We start from the raw sequence: 16,110 nt of genomic DNA, 5'->3' as shown, positions 1-16,110 counted from the left end.
CATCTTGATTCCCGCGCTCGCGCTTCTTGTCGAGTGGTTCCGTGCCGTCCGCAACGCTGTTGTGGACGGCACGGTTGTTTTGACGGGACCTCGAGCACACCCCCGCACCTGCTGCAATTCTTCCCGGACTTGCCGACAGTTCTGACTCGATCCGTCGATCCTGCTAAAATGCCGGCATGGACCTCATTACCACACACGTGAATGCGGATTTTGATGGCATCGCCTCTATGGTTGCGGCCCAAAAATTGTATCCCGGCGCTGTGCTCGTGCTTCCCGGCGGGGCGCAAGAAGCAGTCCGGAACTTTTTGGCCACGCATCATGTGGAGATGACCCGTTTGAAGGATGTGGCGTTGGATCGCGTGACCCGATTGGTGCTAGTGGATGTTCAGGAACCGGAGCGGCTGGGACCCTTGAGTGCACTCCGTTCACGTGGCGATGTGGAGGTTCACCTCTACGACCACCATGGAGCCGGTCAGATTGCGGAACAACCGCTCTGGCCGTCGATCGGCCTGCGACTGGTCGAACCCGTCGGGGCCACCACGACCTTGCTGGTCGAGCAACTGAAGGATAGACACATCTCTCTCACCGCGGCTGAGGCGACGGTGTTGGCGCTGGGTTTGTACGAAGAAACCGGTTCATTCGGGTATCCCTCGACCACCCCGCGGGACCTGGAGGCGGCGGCCTTTGTTGTGCGTGTTGGGGCTGATCTCCATGTGGTGACGGAGACGTTGCAACATCCTCTGGATCCGGACCTGATCGCGCTGCTGAACGATCTGCTGCAGTCAGGAGATATCTACTACTTGGAAGGGCGCAAGATTCTTGTCGCGTCGAGTGCGTATGATCGCTATACCGGCGACCTAGCAGAGGCGGTTCAGCGGCTTGCGGAGTTGCAAGGCCTTGATGCCGTCATCGTGGCGATTGCGTTGCAAGAGAAAGTGGAGATCATCGGGCGGAGTCGTCGGCCGGAAATCGACGTGGCCTGGATCGCGCGCGAGTTCGGCGGGGGTGGCCATGCGGTGGCGGCCGCCGCCAGCGTCAAAGGACGGACATTGGTGGAGGTGCAGCAGGAACTGACGCGTCTGCTGACGCAGCGATATCGTCCCACCTTGTTCGCTCGGGACGTCATGACGACGCCGGTCAAATCGATCACCGAGGATGCCACCATTACGGAGGCTGAACGGGCTATGACGACCTATGGGGTCAATGTGCTCCCGGTGGTCGACCGGAAGGCGCAATATCTCGGGATAATTTCCCGTGAGACCATCCAGAAAGCGCTGTTCCATCACCTTGACGCGCACCAGGTCGGGGATGTCACCAGTAGCGGGCACTATAGCGCACATCCTGAGACGCCGTTTCACGACATTGAAACCAGAATGATTGAGTTGAACCAGCGGTTCGTGCCCGTGCTGTCCGATGGCAAAACGGTTGGGGTCATCACCAGGACCGATCTGCTTCGCAGCCTTCATGACGATGTGCTTGCCGGTGCGCGCGGGAAGCCAAAATCATTGATGGGGTTGGAGTCTATGGGCGGTGTGCGGCGGCGGGATCTCAAAGGGCTGCTGCGTGACCGGCTGTCCCACGTGGTCCAGGATCTCCTGCGGGTGGCTGGTGAATTAGGCGAGCGGCTGGGTGTGTCCGTGTATGTCGTCGGGGGATTCGTTCGGGACTTGTTACTCGGGATCGACAATTTGGATGTCGATCTCGTGGTGGAGGGGGATGGGATCGTGTTTGCGCGCGCACTGGCGAAGGAACACGGCGGGAAACTCAACGTACATGAGCGATTTGGAACGGCCGTCGTGCATCTCCCCGACGGGTTCAAGGTGGACGTGGCCACCGCCCGCACTGAATATTATGAATACCCGACGGCGCTTCCAACGGTTGAGCAGAGTTCGATGAAAAAGGATCTCTATCGGCGGGACTTCACGATCAACACCTTGGCGGTGGCGCTCAGGCCGCGACAGTTCGGCCAGCTGATCGATTTTTATGGCGGGCAACGTGACCTCAAGGAGCGGCTGATTCGGGTGCTCCACAGTTTGAGCTTCGTGGAGGATCCGACTCGTGTGTTTCGTGCGATCCGGTTCGAACTCCGGTTCGGTTTTCAGTTGAGCAAAGACACATTGGCCTTGATTAAGGGCGCGGTGAAGATGGAGCTGTTTCACAGACTTTCCGGGCAGCGCCTCCTGGATGAGTTGCGTCTGTTGTTTTCCGAGCGGATGCCGCGGCAGGCCGTCCGGCGTCTATCGGAGCTCGACCTTCTGCGATTCATTCATCCGAAACTCATCTGGTCGAATCGACTGGACCGTCGGCTCATCGAGGTGGAGGCAGCATTGGACTGGTACCGGCTCTCCTGCCTTGACCGGACCATCAGCGGGTGGCTGGTCTACGCCATGGCCTTGGCTGAAGCCATGTCCGATCAAGCGGTGCGGGAGATGCTGAAGCGGTTTCCGTTTACCGATGCCGAGCGGGCCGCCATCAATGAGGCTCGGTTTCTCACGCATCCGGTGTGTCGGACCCTCAGTCGGCGGGCACCGCTCACGCCATCGGAAACGGTGCGCCTCTTGACGGATTTCTCGGATGAATGCCTGGTATTCCTCCTGGCACAGAACCTGGGGGAATCGGCAAAGCGACAACTCTCGATGTTTCTCACGACCTATCGCAACGTGAAGCCAACACTCACTGGGAAGGAACTGAAAGCCTTGGGGCTGAAGCCTGGTCCACTGTACCGCACGATTCTGGCGCGACTCACTGAGGCGCGATTGGACGGTGAGGTCACGAGCGAGGAAGAGGAACGAGCACTGGTGAAGGACTGTGTCGAACGAGGACGATCGAAGCTGCAGGAAGGGACCTGATGCAGGACTCGTGTTCGATGTCTACCGCACTGCAGGGCGTGCGAGAGAACCCGGGATGCATGCATCCCCACGCCAGCGACACGAGCGGAGGGGATTAAGCCAGCGGCTCAACCGGCTCGAGTTCATCGTCGGTGTCGACGGCTCGAGCGTCTTTCCCCATCGCGGCGAGAAGGCCGTCGTAAACGATGCGAGCCGCGTCTGACCATTTCGGATTGAATGGGCGACCAGCGAAAGCGGCTTCGGCCGCCTTTTTCTCATCGTGGGTAATCTGTCGAGGAGTCAGTGTGGTGTCCATACGAATAATAATAGATCCCTTCAGGGCAATGTCAAGAACTGGTTGGCCGTGTGCGTCGCTCTCGTTCGGGGGGAGCGTGCGCATCTAATGAGCGTTATCGTACTGCCACCAGAGCGAGTGGCGCCGTCAATTCAGCCATTCTGCGGAGGTAGTAGCCGGTCAAGTTCGGCATGCAACGACCGAAATAGTTCAGATGCCTCCTTCGCAGTGACCACCATAAATGAGAGGCTGTCCCCCGGTCCCACCTGGGCGGCGAGGTGGCGGTCGGCACCGATCATCGTCGCCAGTTTTGTATACCCGCCTGTCGGTTGACAGTCAGCCATCAGTAAAATCGGTTGCCGGTTCGGCGGCACTTGGATGCTCCCGATGCTGACAGCTTCCGAGATGATGTCGGCCGAGGTGCGATGCGGCAATGCCATTCCTTCCAGTCTGTACCCCATGCGATCTGATTCCGAGGTCACGCGATAGGGGCCTCTCGTCAGCCGCTCTAGTGCTTCCTCGATAAAGTGACCGACCTGCGGTCCTGGCATCACGCGCACGGTGGGGGAGGTGGAATAGTGGGGGTGATGTGCAGGCGGGAGCGCATGGCCGTCTCGCGCCTGCGCGGGCGATCTCACTACAAGCCGGTCGGCCTTTCTTAGCGGACCTCCTGCGAGTCCGCCCAGTCTGCTCCGGACATGCGTTGCGCGGCTCCCGAGTTGAACCGGTGTGTCGATGCCGCCGGCTACCGCCAGGTAGGCGCGGGTGCCTCGTCTGCGGACGCCGAACTGCAATCGGCTTCCTGCCTGCATGGTCACGACGGTCCACATGGGGAGTGCGTGGCCATCGCATGTCGGTGAGAGGTCCGCTCCTGTGATCGCGATGGACAGACGGTGTTCGAAGAAGAGTTCAGGGCCTTGCAACGTAATTTCCAGGCCGGCGGCGCGGTCGGGGTTGCTGACCAGGCGATTGCCGACTGTCAACGCCCAGGGATCCATCGCGCCGCTCACCGACACGCCGAAACGCTGATAGCCACGGCGTCCGAGATCTTGAATCGTGGTGAACAGCCCGGGGCGCAAGACATGAATGGTCGAGTGGTTAGGCGACATGGTCCACACGGAGAACGGGCAGTCCTGCCTGGTCGAACATGACCCGCACCGCACGGGCCAGACGCACGGCATCTGGAGTGTCCCCGTGCAGGCAGAGTGTGTGGATGTGGGTGTGAAGCCTTGAGCCGTCGATGGCCGTGAGACGGTCGTCCATGGCAAGCGATCGTGCCCGTTCGATCACCAGGGCTTCATCGTGAATAATCGCGCCTGGTTGCCCTCGGGGTACCAGGCGGCCGTTGGCTTGGTATCCCCGATCGGCAAACCCTTCAGCAGCGACTCGAAGCCCGTGCGCCGATCCGGCGGCGATCAATTCAGACCCAGCCAGCCCCACGAGAATCAATCGGCGGTTAATTCGTATGAGTGCGCTGGCAATGGCATCCGCGACCACGCGGTCTCGTGCCGCCATGTTGTAGAGGGCTCCGTGCGGCTTCACGTGTGTGAGGCTGACGCCTTCCTCCTGGCTGATGGCCATCAGTGTGCCGACTTGGGAAACAATGAGCTCCTCCACGAATGTTGGGGGTAACGCTTGCTCCCGGCGTCCTTGGGATTCGCGATCGGGGAGTCCAGGGTGCGCGCCGATGGCCAAGTGGTGCTGATGGGCCATTCGGACAGTGTGCCGCATCAGTGCTGCATCGCCCGCATGGGCTCCGCAGGCGATATTGACCGAGGTGACGTGGGCCATGAGGTGTGCTTCCACATCGAGTTGCTCGGGCGTGATGGCTTCGCCGAGGTCGCAATTCAGATCGATGCGGCGTGTCTGCGTCATGCCTGATTCCCGGAGAGCTTGCCAAACTCCTCCTCGTCGATCGAGACAAACTGTACGAGGTCGCCAGGAGCAAGGAGGAACGGGTGGGGTCTGCTCAGGTTAAAGAGGCGAACCGGAGTGCGTCCGATGAGGTGCCACCCCCCAGGACTGGCCTGTGGGTAGATGCCGGTTTGCGTTCCTGCGATGCCGACGGAGCCAGCGGCAACCTGTCTCCGCGGTGTCGGGAGGCGAGGTACCGCCAAGCGGTCCGGCACGGTCCCCAGGTAGGGAAAGCCCGGACTAAATCCCAACATGTACACGCGGTATGTGACAGAAGCGTGGAGCCTGGCGGTTTCGGCCGGAGTCAGATCGGCCTGTTGCGCCACGTCGACTAAGTCTGGTCCTGCGTCCCCGCCGTACCAAATGGGAATGAAATGTGTGGTCGCCGGGTGGATAGGCGCGTCGCTCTTGTTGGGGATGACTGCCTGCACCTGCTTGATGAGTGCCGTCGAATCGATTTGTAACGGGTCAAAGTAGATGGTGGCGGATCGATAGGTGGGGACGACTTCCACGACACCAGGGAAGGCAGCTTGGTCCACGGCAGCGGAAAATGTGAGCACCAGTTCGCTCGTCTGCAGACTGATCTCGTCGCCGAAGTCCACGGTGAACGCACATTCACTCAAGGGAACGATTCGCGGCATCATCCTGCGAAAGGCCTCACGGTGTGTGGAGACGGTGACCGGTAGCGGTCACTCTGGTAAGGGTTTCCCTGTGGTTTCGGTTGCGAATGGAAGTATGGCCAAGCCTAACACGTAGATCAATGCGATGGCACTGGCGGCGTTGTTGAATGAACCGAGTACTGTGACGAGCCAGCCGGTGATGAACGGTGCTGCGGAGGCGAGTATGCGGCCTGCGTTAAAACAGAAGCCGGACCCTGTGGCTCGGAGGCGCGTCGGGTACAGCTCGGGAAGGTAGATAGGAAATCCACTGAAGATGCCGTTGTTGAAAAATCCGAGGACCGGCAACAAGAGCAGCACTTCCGCATAGCTGTGGGGCACAAAATAGGTGGCCGGCAGCAGAATGAGACTGCCGAAGCACATCAGGCCGAAGACGGGCAGGCGGCCAAACCGTTCAGCCAGCGGCCCGAACCCGAGATAGCCAAACAGAGCCCCCCCGTTCAGCGCCATGATGGCGTAACTCACCTTGGCCGTGAGGTCGGCGGGATCCTGGTCCTGCAGATCTGGCATGGTGCGGATGAGGGTCGGGGCCCAATTGGTTGCGCCCCAGAGGCCGAAGACCGCCACGAAAGCCAAGGTGGAGCCCACCAGCGTATCGCGGCGAAGGGACGGGCTGAACAATTCAGACAGGTGCATCACCGTCGTATGGGCTGAACGCCCCTCCCGTTCTTGTGCCCGTATCCAGCGCTCCGGTTCTTTCACCCACCGGCGGACGAGCAATGCCACAAATGCCGGCAGAATGCCGACCAGGAACAGCACCCGCCATTCGGAATCTTTCAACAGGAGGTTGCACCCGGCGGCAAGGAAAAAGCCCAAGGCCCAGGCTGTCTGTAAGATCCCGGCCGCCCTGGCGCGTTTCTCTTCAGGCCACGTTTCGGCCACGATGGCTGCGCCCGCCGCCCATTCTCCCCCGACGCCAAGCGCCGTGAGAAAGCGGGCAATCGCCAGGTGCCACCACTCTTGGGCGAAGGCGGCCAGGCCGGTGAAGATCGCATAAATCAAGATGGTGGCAATCAACGTCTTGGTGCGGCCGAAATAGTCAGCGGCAAGTCCGAAGCCGATCCCTCCGATGGCCCAGCCGATCAAAAAAATAGAAAAGACCAGGCCGCCGTACCAGCCGATGAGTTCGGATGTGACGGCGCCGTGAGCCGCTTCGGCGTGGAGCAATTCCTGCAGAGCGGGATGGAGCACGATCGCGTAAATCGTGGCGTCCATGGCGTCGAACACCCAGCCTAACCAGGCGACGAACAGGACCAACCATTGGTATCGGGTGACGCCGTGTGTCCAGCCCACGCAGATGCTCCTCATTGACACGATCGGATCGTCGCCAAGCTACGGGCAGGACGTCGTGCTGTCAAGGTGAAGCTGAGAAAGTCCCGTGGTATAGTCGCCGATACTATGCCAAAAATTGACTATTACCGTGTCCTCGGCATCCCACGGGATATCTCCGATGACGACATCAAAAAAGCCTATCGAAAGCTCGTCTTTGAACATCATCCTGATCGAAATCCACACAATAGCAAGGCCGAAGAAAAGATTCGCGAGATCAACTCCGCCTACGAAGTCCTCGGTGATCCGGAGCGTCGGCGCACCTACGACCGCTTGCACTGGGGGGAGGAGCCCAGGGCCGAAGCCGCCGATCCTTCTCAGATTCTTGAGGAGATGGAGAAGAAATTGTTCGACGAGGGGCGGAAGGAGGTCTTTGCGGTCCTCATGAAGATGGTGCCCAGAATTAAATCGGAACTCGCTCTCATTCGCGAGCGTACCGTGGCGTATCAGGGCTATGACACGTTCAAGGAACCGATCGTCGAGGCGCGCGGCGCAGAAGTGATCGAGGAATTCGTGACGACGGAAATGGATGAGCGTAAGCAGCGCTTGCTCGAAGTGGCAGTGCAAATGATGGTCTCGCAGGCGGTCGTCGCGCGAGGCGATGAGGGCGGGATACGAGCGTTACGGGGGCGTCTGGAGGAGGCGTTTCGAAAAGGCCGGATCAACGGTTTTGCTGCCGCGCTGGAATTGCTCTACGAGCGGAGGTAGCGTCGATGCCCTCATGGTGGCGCTTCAACCATCCCGAGAGCGGATGGTTGGCGCCGGGCACGGAGATCACACCTGCGAGAGGGGACCCGCCACGAAGCGCCCGCCTTGCATCACGCCGGCAATCCGCTCCTGTTTCATCAACACGCCGATCGTTCTCAAGGGATTGCCTTCCACAAAGAGGAGATCCGCCTGTTTTCCCACCTCGATAGTGCCGATGTGTTCGGATAGCCGTAGCAATCGCGCGGCGGCGGAGGTGCTGGTCATGATCGCGTTCATCGGCGTCATGCCAAGGGCCACCATGCGCTCCAGCTCCTGCGCGTTGTCCCCATGATGATTAAACGGCGTACCGGCATCGGTGCCCAGCGCGATCGGCACGCCACGTCGCACGGCCGCGCGGAAGCTCTTCTCGTGTTGCTTCACCATATTCTTCGCTTTGGAGCGGGCGCTGTCCGGAATACCGCAGCCGGTCGGGCAGGCGGCTGTTGTTGCAAGTGCGGACAGGGTCGGCACCATGTAGACCCCTTGTCGGCTCATCATTCCGGCAGCCTCGTCGTCCATTAGCGTGGCGTGCTCGATTGAGTGCACCCCGGCCCGCAGGGCATTCTTCATCCCGGTGGCTCCGTGCGCATGGGCGGCGACATGCCGTCCCTGTGCGGCGGCGACGGCGACGGCGGCCTGCAGCTCTTCGACGGTCATTTGGGCGTCGTCCGGTGAGGTGCCGGGTGTCAGTACACCGCCGGAGGCAATGACTTTAATCACTTCCGCTCCGGCATTGAGTTGATCTTGCACGGCGGCTCGGACGGCTTCCACGCCGTCTGCTTCGCGACCGATGAAGCGTGCGTGTCCCCCCGGCATGCAGATGGCCAGTCCGGCAGCCAGAATGCGCGGCCCCGGCGTCAGCCTTGCGGCAATGGCATGCTTCAGTGCAAAGACGGCATGGTCGCGAAACCCCACGTCGCGCACAGTGGTAAATCCGGCCTGCAGCGTGCGACGAGCCTGTTCAGCGGCCTTGAGTAGCGTGACGGAGGAAGATTCTCCTTCGACCGCCGCCACCACATCGGCTTCGGCGCCCAGGCAGAAGTGAACATGGCAGTCGATGAGTCCCGGGAGGACGGTGAGGCCACGGCCATCGAGACGGCGCGCGCCCTTGGGGATACGGACGGCGCGCTCGGGTCCGGCCGCCAGGATGCGGGTATTGTCGATCATGAGGGTGCCCTGTTCAAGCCGCCCGCCGAGGCCGTCGAGGATTCGGATGTGCCGGATTGCCGTAATCATGGAGCCTCGCTGATCGGAATGGTGACGATGACGCCGCCCATGATGTCGTTCAGTTTGTAGTCGCGGCGCGGGCTATTGGCATGCCCGTTATGACAGGCCACACAACTTTCCGATACCGCACGGTCGGCGTAGATCCCTTGAAAATACCGAACGCCGGCTTGTTGGTAGAAGCCGGTGAACGGTTTTTCCGGTGACTTCATAACGACTTCCAGGCCGCGCCGTTCGAATTCGCTGTTCGGTCCGTTCCAGACGTAGATGGGGGTAAGGCTCGCCAGGCGGAAGCTCAGCTTCATATCCTTTTGTGCCACGAGCCGGCCCGATTCGAGGAGAAATTGGGCGGGCAACGGAAGCCCCTTCTCTTCTTTCCAATGTTCGAGCGCCTCGACGACGCCCTGTGTGTGCAGCTTGTCGACGACGTTTTGTGTGTAGTTGGCGCGATTGGCGTCGATCACGGCGTGAATGAAACTGGTCACGCGCTCCGGTGCGATCATATCTGTCTTTCGCGATTCGGCGACGGCCAGGGCGATGATCCAGTAGGTCACCGCCGCGACGAAGCCGGCTACGCCTGCCGCCACAATCCACAATCCGTTTCGACTCATGCACTCCTCCTCGTCGCCAACTGTGAATCGGTATACACGTCGACTGCCGCTTGCACCGCGCAGCCGGGCTGCGCCAGCCATCCGTGGGACACAAAGATACGTTCCAAGGCGCTCAGCAGCGTCAGAACGTGAGCCTGCCGACTGGATTCGCCCATGAGCCCGATGCGCCAGACCTTCCCGCGCAGAGGACCCAACCCGCCTCCGATCTCAATGCCGTCCTGCTGAAGCAACTGGGTTCTCACCACGGCATCGTCGATCCCATCCGGTAGGGTGACACAGTTGAGCATCGGGAGTCGATGCTCTGCGGCGGGAAGCGGCATCACACCTAGGATGGCAAGTCCCGCCAGCAGGGCCTCGCTGTTGAGCCGATGGCGCGCGAACCGCGCCTCACGCGCGTCACTGTGCAGCAGGCGCAAGGCCTCTCGAAGTCCATAGAGCATGGAGATCGGGGCGGTGTGGTGATAGGCGCGGCTCTGGTCATTCCAATAGTCGGCGATCAAGGCCAGGTCTAGATACCAGCTGTGGCAGGGCGTGCGCCGTTGCCGAATCGCCTGTATAGCCCGCGGGCTCATCGTTAGTGGGGCCAGGCCGGGCGGACAACTGAGACATTTCTGGGTGCCGCTGTAGCAAGCGTCGATGCCCCAGGCATCCACGTTCATCGGCATGCCGCCAAGTGACGTCACCGCATCGACGATCAGGAGTGCCCCATGGGCGCGGCAGAGGGCGCCCACGTCCTCCAGCGGTTGTGCGGCGCCGGTCGAGGTCTCTGCGTGAACGAGCACCACCGCTTTGATCGGACCGGACCGGGCCAACTGGTCGCGTAAAGCCTCCAACGTGATGATGTCTCCCCATGGTGCGTCGATGCGCAGTGGGATCCCACCCTGTCGTTCGATCATGGTTGCCAACCGTGTCCCGAAGACACCGTTCACTCCGACGAGCGCACGGTCACCCGGTTCAATGAGGTTGGCGATGACGGCTTCCATGCCAGCCGATCCGGTGCCGGACAGGGCAATGGTGAATTCATTGTGGGTTTGGAATGTGGTGCGGAGCAGGGCTTGGATCTCATTCATCAGGCCCAGAAACAGCGGATCGAGATGGCCGACAAGTGGCTGGGCCAGGGCGTGCAAGACCCGGGGATGGACCATGCTCGGCCCGGGACCCAGGAGCAGGCGAGTGGGCGGGATAAATTCGTGATCCGGTGGAGGCAGGCTCATCTTCGGAGTCGATCGCGTCTCGTCACCCGGGAAGGTTCCATAGCCCGGCCATCAAACGGTCCTGTTGCGTGACTCAGTATAACGAAAGCGAAGGGGATTCAGCCATGGGATTATGTCGGGGCTCATTGGGGCCGCAAGGGGCACTGCCTGTTTCACCTCTCTGAGGCCGGTGCTATACTCCGGCGCTTCTTTCTTGTCTGGAGGTCCTTGTGGACGCGGATCTATCGAGCGGGGCGCCCGTGCAACCGGTGACTTCATCGGCACCCTGTGTCGGGGCGCCTCCTCCGCCCCATGCGTACAATCCCGGTTTTTCACGGGCTGTCACGGTATTGTCCGCCGTGGTGCTGTCCGCGTCGATTGCGGTGGTGGCCTGGCTCTCCTTCGATGTCCCCCGGGTGGAACGCGTGCCGGATGCCGAACGGGCGTTGAGTCACATGGTCGGCCGTCTGATGGATCAGGAAGAGGGACTCAAGACCTTGCCGGTGTGGGAACAGGTTCTCTACGACATCACGATGGGCAGTGACGCAAACGATCGTGATCAGGTCATCGAATGGTATCGAGAACTCGCGGAAGAATCGGCCGATCCCTTCGTCGACCTGCATCTGGCGATTTTGGAAGGGGAGTCGGGGCACCTAGCGGAGATCAAGCAGGACGTATCGCGATGGACCCGTCAGGGGGAACCGTATGCGTCGTTTGCCCGATTGCTGCAGGCGGCCTATGTGGATGCGAAGGTGTCGCCGGCGGTGGGGTTCAATTTGCAAGCCTATCTGGCGGAGCAACCCGTCACAGGCTGGTTTTATGCCCGGCTTGCCACCCGCATTGCCGAGCGGGCAGGAGACCGTCCTCTGCTCGTGACAATTGAAACCTCTTCGCAGCAACGGGTGGAGGCTCTGGTCTGGCGTTCACGGGCATTTGCCTGGTTGGAGCTGGCGCTGATGATCGTGGGAATCCTGGTGTTGATGGCTTGGCTTCGGCGGGGGAAGGGGGCCACCATGTTTCGCGTGGGCTCGGCCGAGCTGCCTCCCTTATGGGCAGGCCGTCTTGGCGCGGGCGTTCTGCTGCGTGGGGGGGCCGTCGGGGCACTCCTGACCGTGGCATTTCTGTTTGCCGCGAGTGACTTCCCGTCGTTGCGGGTTGTGGCTGTGCCGCTGTCGAACCTGCCCTTGTTGGCGCTGGCCTATTATCACCTGCTCCGACCGCAACGGCAGTCTTTCTGGCGCGGGTTCGGAATCAGCATTCAGCCGCGTCACCTCGGGCAGCTGGCGCTGGCGGTCTTGGCCGTCGTCGCCGCCGGGCTTGTGGGTGAGTGGGTGTTGGGCCGGATTGCGGAACCGCTCAAATTGATCAGTCATTGGACGGAATGGTTCGATGCGGACCTGGTGTGGGGATCGTCGCCGACTCTGGTGGTGAGTCTCTTGGAGTATGTGCTGTTTGCGCCGGTCTTTGAGGAGTTAGCGTTTCGTGGGCTGCTGTTCGGTGTCTTTCGGCGGCGGTTTCAGTGGGGGACTGCCGCCATGCTGAGCGCCGCCCTCTTTGCACTGGCTCATGGGTATGGGCTGATCGGCTTTCTCAGCGTATTCTGGAGCGGGCTGGTCTGGGCCTGGGCCTATGAACGCACCGGCAGTCTCTGGCCCGGGGTGCTCGGACATGCCGTGAACAATCTGCTCGTCTGTCTGAGCGTGATGGCGTTGTTGCGGTCCTGACCCGAGACCATCGCTCTGTCCCACCGGCCCATTTCGATCTATCAGACGGCGTGTCGAGCAGAGTGGCAGGTGTGCGGACTAGTGGGAGCGGTGTGCAGTGACGAGCAGCATCTGCGCCGGCTTCCGGCTGGTATTTTTCCAACAATGACGGCTGCCCGCAGGGATTCCGACTGCATCCCCCCGTTTGAGGAGGTGGACCTCGTCCTCCAGCGTGAGCTCCAGTGAACCCTGGAGCACCATGGCCAATTGTTCGGCCTCACGTGCATAGGGTTTGTGGCCGCTCGCTCCGCCAGGCTGGATGGTAATGACCATCGGCTCAAACCGACTGTCTTTATTGAAGGGCCCGAGCGTTTCAATTCTTGCGCGAGACCATTGGCTTTGGACGACCGGGCGAGCATCGGAACGAATGATGGCCGGCAGGACGGGGTCCGCCGTACGAAAAAATTCGCCCAGGGTGACACCGAGTGCGGACGCGATTTTTTCGGTCGATGCAATGGACGGCGAGGCCTGGCGTAGTTCGACCTGGGAAATGAAGCTGGGGGAAAATCCGCACTTATCGGCGAGCATCCGCACGGAGAAGTGGCGGGATTTTCGCAGGCGCCTGACGATGTCTCCGACGTGGACCTCTGCTTTCGGCGCAACTTTGGGGCGGACTGATCGAGTCATATGCCTCCTCGCGGTCCTACCCCTGGCGTGATCCCGCGTCCCGAGTGAGTGAGGCGAGTGTACACGGTTTGTTCAATAGGCACAAGGTTTTCGGGCGAACAGTCTAAGCCGGAAGCCCTTCGATGGACCTGAGCGCCTGATAGAAATCAGGGTGGCGGAGCGTGTACTGAAGCTGTGTCAGCGCCTTGTGGTTGCGGATTCGTTTGCCGGCCTCCTCTGCCAGTGTCTGGCGAGGACTCACCACCCCCCACCGGGCCGACACTTCGTGGCAGATCTCGACCCAGCGACGTGGCTGGCCGTCGCTGATGTTATAGGACGTGCCTGCCTGTCCCTGTCGCAGGGCCTGAAGGCACAGTCGCGCTAAGTCCTCAACGTGAATGAGGTTCACGAATTTATTCGTCGGGCCCACTCGCCCCCGCCGGATCCAGTCCACGGGATTGCGATGCGGACCATAGATGCCTGCCACGCGAAGAATGATGGCGCCATGGTGGGTGCGCAAATATTCTTCTCCTTGAACGCGGGGGAGGTCGGCATTGATGGGACTGGTTTCGTCGATCCATGGAGGCAGGTCCATGGTGGGCTGCTCATGCCGGTCGTAGGCTGAAGTACTCCCGAGCACGACGAGCCGCCGATGCGCGTGGCAGTGCTGTTTGGCAAACTCCTGGACCTGGTCCAGCGGAATGGCGGGAAATGTCCAAATGAGGTCTGCCTCCCGAGGCAGGGTGGGCCAACTGGTCGGATCCGTCACATCAAAGCGAATCCGATCGGTGGGCGGGACCTCGGTCAGATGGCGTTCTGGTTGGCGGCTGCTGGCGAGGATGCGGCCCGATTGTTCGTGGGCCAGTCTGTAGAGCCAGCGGCCTGTGTAGCCAAATCCCAGTATGACGAGAGGGGGTGGTGTGATCATCGCCCCATCATACTCGAAGCGCCGGGCGGTTTGCCCAGTCCGTGTTCCGGCCATTCTGGTTCTGGTCTCCGGGCCAAATCACATGCTAAAATCCCGCCCCGGTAGCGTCTACCAACCAACGGCGGGACGAGCGGATGGATCAGGTCGACCGATCAACCGAGGCCCTGGCGCAACGACGACAGCATGTGATGGTCGGGCTGGCCGGTCTGCTGGCGTGCATCTTCTTTGTCCTGGACCTGCATTTGCCGTTGGGGGTGGCCAACGCGGTGTTGTACAGTGCCGTGGTACTGCTCTCTTCCGCCAGTCAGTATCGCTGGTTGCCCGTCGTAACCGCCACCGCTTGTTCCTTGCTGACGACTATCGCGGTGCCGTTTAGCCCGCGTGTGCCGGGCCTTCCGTCCTGGTTTGAGTGGGTGAATCATCTCTTCAGCCTTTTCGGAATTTGGGCTCCGGTGTTATTTGTGTATCAGCGTCGCCACATAGAGTCCCTGTTGAAGGAAGCAAATGAGCGGCTGGAGCGTGGCGTCGAGGCACGGACCGCCGATTTGGCGGCTAGTCGGGTGGCGCTGGAGCGCAGCGAGGAGCAACTGCATGTGCTGACCGGCCGGATCCTGACCGCGCAGGAAGAGGAGCGTCGACGCATCGCGAGGGATCTGCACGATGACGTGAATCAGCGCCTGGCCCTCTTGTTGTTGGAGTTGCAGGAGGTCGACCGGCGAATCGCGGGATCTCCTGAGGATGCGCATCTCGGGGTTCGACATGCCGTGAAGGGGTTGGAGGAACTCTCCGACGACGTGCGGTACATGGCCTATCGGTTCCATCCCTCGATTCTGGACGATCTGGGGTTAAAGGCTGCGCTGCAGCGGTTGTTGGATGACTTTTCTAGTCGAACCGGCGTAAAAATCCTGTTTGTCCATCAGCCGTTCGACCATCAGCTGGATAAGGCGGCGTCGACGGCCTTGTACCGGGTTGTGCAGGAGAGCCTGTCCAACATTGCCCGGCATGCCAAAGCGACTCGAGTAGAGGTGGAGGTCACGGTGGAAGACGAAGAAGTGGTTGTGGTGGTCCGTGATGACGGCCGGGGGTTCGATCAGCTGCTCGTCAACAAGGGGGAAGGTGGGTTGGGGCTGTTGAATATGCGAGAACGCCTCCTGTCGGTCCAGGGCAGCTGTGAAATCGAATCGATTCCGGGAAAAGGAACGACCGTGTCCATGAATGTGCCTCTAGTCAGGGTGGCGATATGACGCTGCCGCGCGTGCTGTTGGCGGACGACCATACCCTGGTTCTGGAGGGGTTCCGGCGTCTCTTGGATGATCAATGTGAGCTGGTCGGTACGGTCGGGGACGGGCGTGCCCTGCTGGAGGCTATCCCGCAATTGAAGCCAGACATTGTCATCCTCGACATCTCGATGCCGGTCCTCAATGGGATCGATGCCGCGCGCGTCCTCAAGGTCAAGTTTCCTCAGGTCAAAGTCGTGTTTATTACAATGCATGCCGACCCCGCCTATGTGCGAGCGGCTTTTGAAGCCGGCGCCTCGGCGTATCTCTTGAAACGGTGCGTAGGCGAAGAGTTAGCTCAGGCGATCCGCGCCGTCCGGGGCGGGAATTTCTATGTCACGCCGCTGGTGACCAAGGAAGTCGTTGAAAGCATGTTACGGGGCATCGACGGCGGCGCACCGACCGGTCCTGAGCTCACCACGCGCCAGCGAGAGGTGTTGCAGCTGCTAGCCGAAGGGCACACGGTGAAGGATATTGCCGCCACCCTGAAGATTTCTCCGCGCACGGTAGAGTTTCATAAAGGGCAGATCATGGAACAGTTGAATCTGCACACGACCGTCGAGCTCGTCAAATACGCACTGGCTCAAGGTCTCACGAGTCAAACGTAGCGTTCCCAGTCTAAATCCCATCCCGCTCCATAGCATAGCCTTTCTTACTAGTCTGTAGCCTGGTAAGTTTTTTGGCGTTGAGCCCCGCTTTATTACGCGTGTGGTTTTCC

The 16,110-nt window shown here is 60.8% G+C and carries 15 protein-coding genes; 5 read left to right on the top strand and 10 right to left on the bottom strand.

The features are described 5' to 3' along the window. Window positions 1-176 precede the first annotated feature (176 nt). A complete protein-coding gene (locus tag JNL86_14235) occupies window positions 177-2,849 on the top strand; it encodes a CBS domain-containing protein (protein MBL8044069.1) in 2,673 nt (890 codons plus the stop codon). 94 nt (window positions 2,850-2,943) lie between these two features. Here JNL86_14235 and JNL86_14230 read toward each other — a convergent pair whose 3' ends face one another. The 5 genes from JNL86_14230 to JNL86_14210 all read right to left on the bottom strand — a co-directional run bounded on the left by JNL86_14230 (window position 2,944) and on the right by JNL86_14210 (window position 7,007). After that, a complete protein-coding gene (locus JNL86_14230; GenBank protein ID MBL8044068.1) occupies window positions 2,944-3,144 on the bottom strand; it encodes a hypothetical protein in 201 nt (66 codons plus the stop codon). A gap of 131 nt (window positions 3,145-3,275) precedes the next feature. Further along, window positions 3,276-4,232, bottom strand: a complete 957-nt coding sequence (locus JNL86_14225; protein MBL8044067.1) for a biotin-dependent carboxyltransferase family protein — start codon at window positions 4,230-4,232, stop codon at window positions 3,276-3,278. Then, window positions 4,222-4,998, bottom strand: a complete 777-nt coding sequence (locus JNL86_14220; GenBank protein MBL8044066.1) for a LamB/YcsF family protein — start codon at window positions 4,996-4,998, stop codon at window positions 4,222-4,224. The genes JNL86_14225 and JNL86_14220 overlap by 11 nt, the downstream gene beginning before the upstream one ends. Next, complete coding sequence (gene pxpB / locus JNL86_14215; protein ID MBL8044065.1) at window positions 4,995-5,681, bottom strand: 5-oxoprolinase subunit PxpB; 687 nt, start codon at window positions 5,679-5,681, stop codon at window positions 4,995-4,997. Before pxpB ends, JNL86_14220 begins: the two co-directional genes overlap by 4 nt. A gap of 45 nt (window positions 5,682-5,726) precedes the next feature. Next, window positions 5,727-7,007, bottom strand: a complete 1,281-nt coding sequence (locus tag JNL86_14210; protein ID MBL8044064.1) for an MFS transporter — start codon at window positions 7,005-7,007, stop codon at window positions 5,727-5,729. Between the two features lie 105 nt (window positions 7,008-7,112). On the opposite strand from JNL86_14210, the gene JNL86_14205 reads away from it, so the two are divergent. Then, complete coding sequence (locus JNL86_14205) at window positions 7,113-7,751, top strand: DnaJ domain-containing protein (protein ID MBL8044063.1); 639 nt, start codon at window positions 7,113-7,115, stop codon at window positions 7,749-7,751. Window positions 7,752-7,817: 66 nt separating this feature from the next. Here JNL86_14205 and JNL86_14200 read toward each other — a convergent pair whose 3' ends face one another. From JNL86_14200 to JNL86_14190, 3 genes are read right to left on the bottom strand one after another with little or no spacing between them, the layout of a single operon-like run. Beyond that, window positions 7,818-9,026, bottom strand: coding sequence for an amidohydrolase family protein (locus JNL86_14200; GenBank protein ID MBL8044062.1), 1,209 nt, complete (start codon window positions 9,024-9,026; stop codon window positions 7,818-7,820). Continuing rightward, window positions 9,023-9,625 (bottom strand): DUF3365 domain-containing protein, encoded by a 603-nt coding sequence (locus tag JNL86_14195; protein MBL8044061.1) that lies wholly within the window; start codon window positions 9,623-9,625, stop codon window positions 9,023-9,025. The genes JNL86_14200 and JNL86_14195 overlap by 4 nt, the downstream gene beginning before the upstream one ends. Then, window positions 9,622-10,839 carry an alanine--glyoxylate aminotransferase family protein gene (locus JNL86_14190; protein MBL8044060.1) on the bottom strand — a complete coding sequence of 406 codons (1,218 nt, stop codon included), beginning with the start codon at window positions 10,837-10,839 and terminating at the stop codon, window positions 9,622-9,624. The genes JNL86_14195 and JNL86_14190 overlap by 4 nt, the downstream gene beginning before the upstream one ends. Before the next feature lie 209 nt (window positions 10,840-11,048). On the opposite strand from JNL86_14190, the gene JNL86_14185 reads away from it, so the two are divergent. Further along, window positions 11,049-12,542 (top strand): CPBP family intramembrane metalloprotease, encoded by a 1,494-nt coding sequence (locus tag JNL86_14185; protein ID MBL8044059.1) that lies wholly within the window; start codon window positions 11,049-11,051, stop codon window positions 12,540-12,542. Between the two features lie 78 nt (window positions 12,543-12,620). Here the strand turns inward: JNL86_14185 and JNL86_14180 are convergent, their stop codons facing one another. Both JNL86_14180 and JNL86_14175 read right to left on the bottom strand, forming a co-directional pair. Next, window positions 12,621-13,208, bottom strand: a complete 588-nt coding sequence (locus tag JNL86_14180) for a cupin domain-containing protein (GenBank protein ID MBL8044058.1) — start codon at window positions 13,206-13,208, stop codon at window positions 12,621-12,623. A gap of 103 nt (window positions 13,209-13,311) precedes the next feature. After that, window positions 13,312-14,115, bottom strand: coding sequence for a hypothetical protein (locus tag JNL86_14175; GenBank protein ID MBL8044057.1), 804 nt, complete (start codon window positions 14,113-14,115; stop codon window positions 13,312-13,314). 134 nt (window positions 14,116-14,249) lie between these two features. Between JNL86_14175 and JNL86_14170 the strand changes: the two genes are divergently transcribed. Beyond that, entirely contained in the window at window positions 14,250-15,359 is a 1,110-nt protein-coding gene (locus JNL86_14170) for a sensor histidine kinase (protein ID MBL8044056.1), read from the top strand. After that, a complete protein-coding gene (locus JNL86_14165; protein MBL8044055.1) occupies window positions 15,356-16,000 on the top strand; it encodes a response regulator transcription factor in 645 nt (214 codons plus the stop codon). Before JNL86_14170 ends, JNL86_14165 begins: the two co-directional genes overlap by 4 nt. Window positions 16,001-16,110 lie beyond the last annotated feature (110 nt).

Source organism: Nitrospira sp., assembly GCA_016788885.1.
Taxonomy (GTDB): domain Bacteria; phylum Nitrospirota; class Nitrospiria; order Nitrospirales; family Nitrospiraceae; genus Nitrospira_A.
This window is presented reverse-complemented; position numbering and strand designations above follow the sequence as displayed.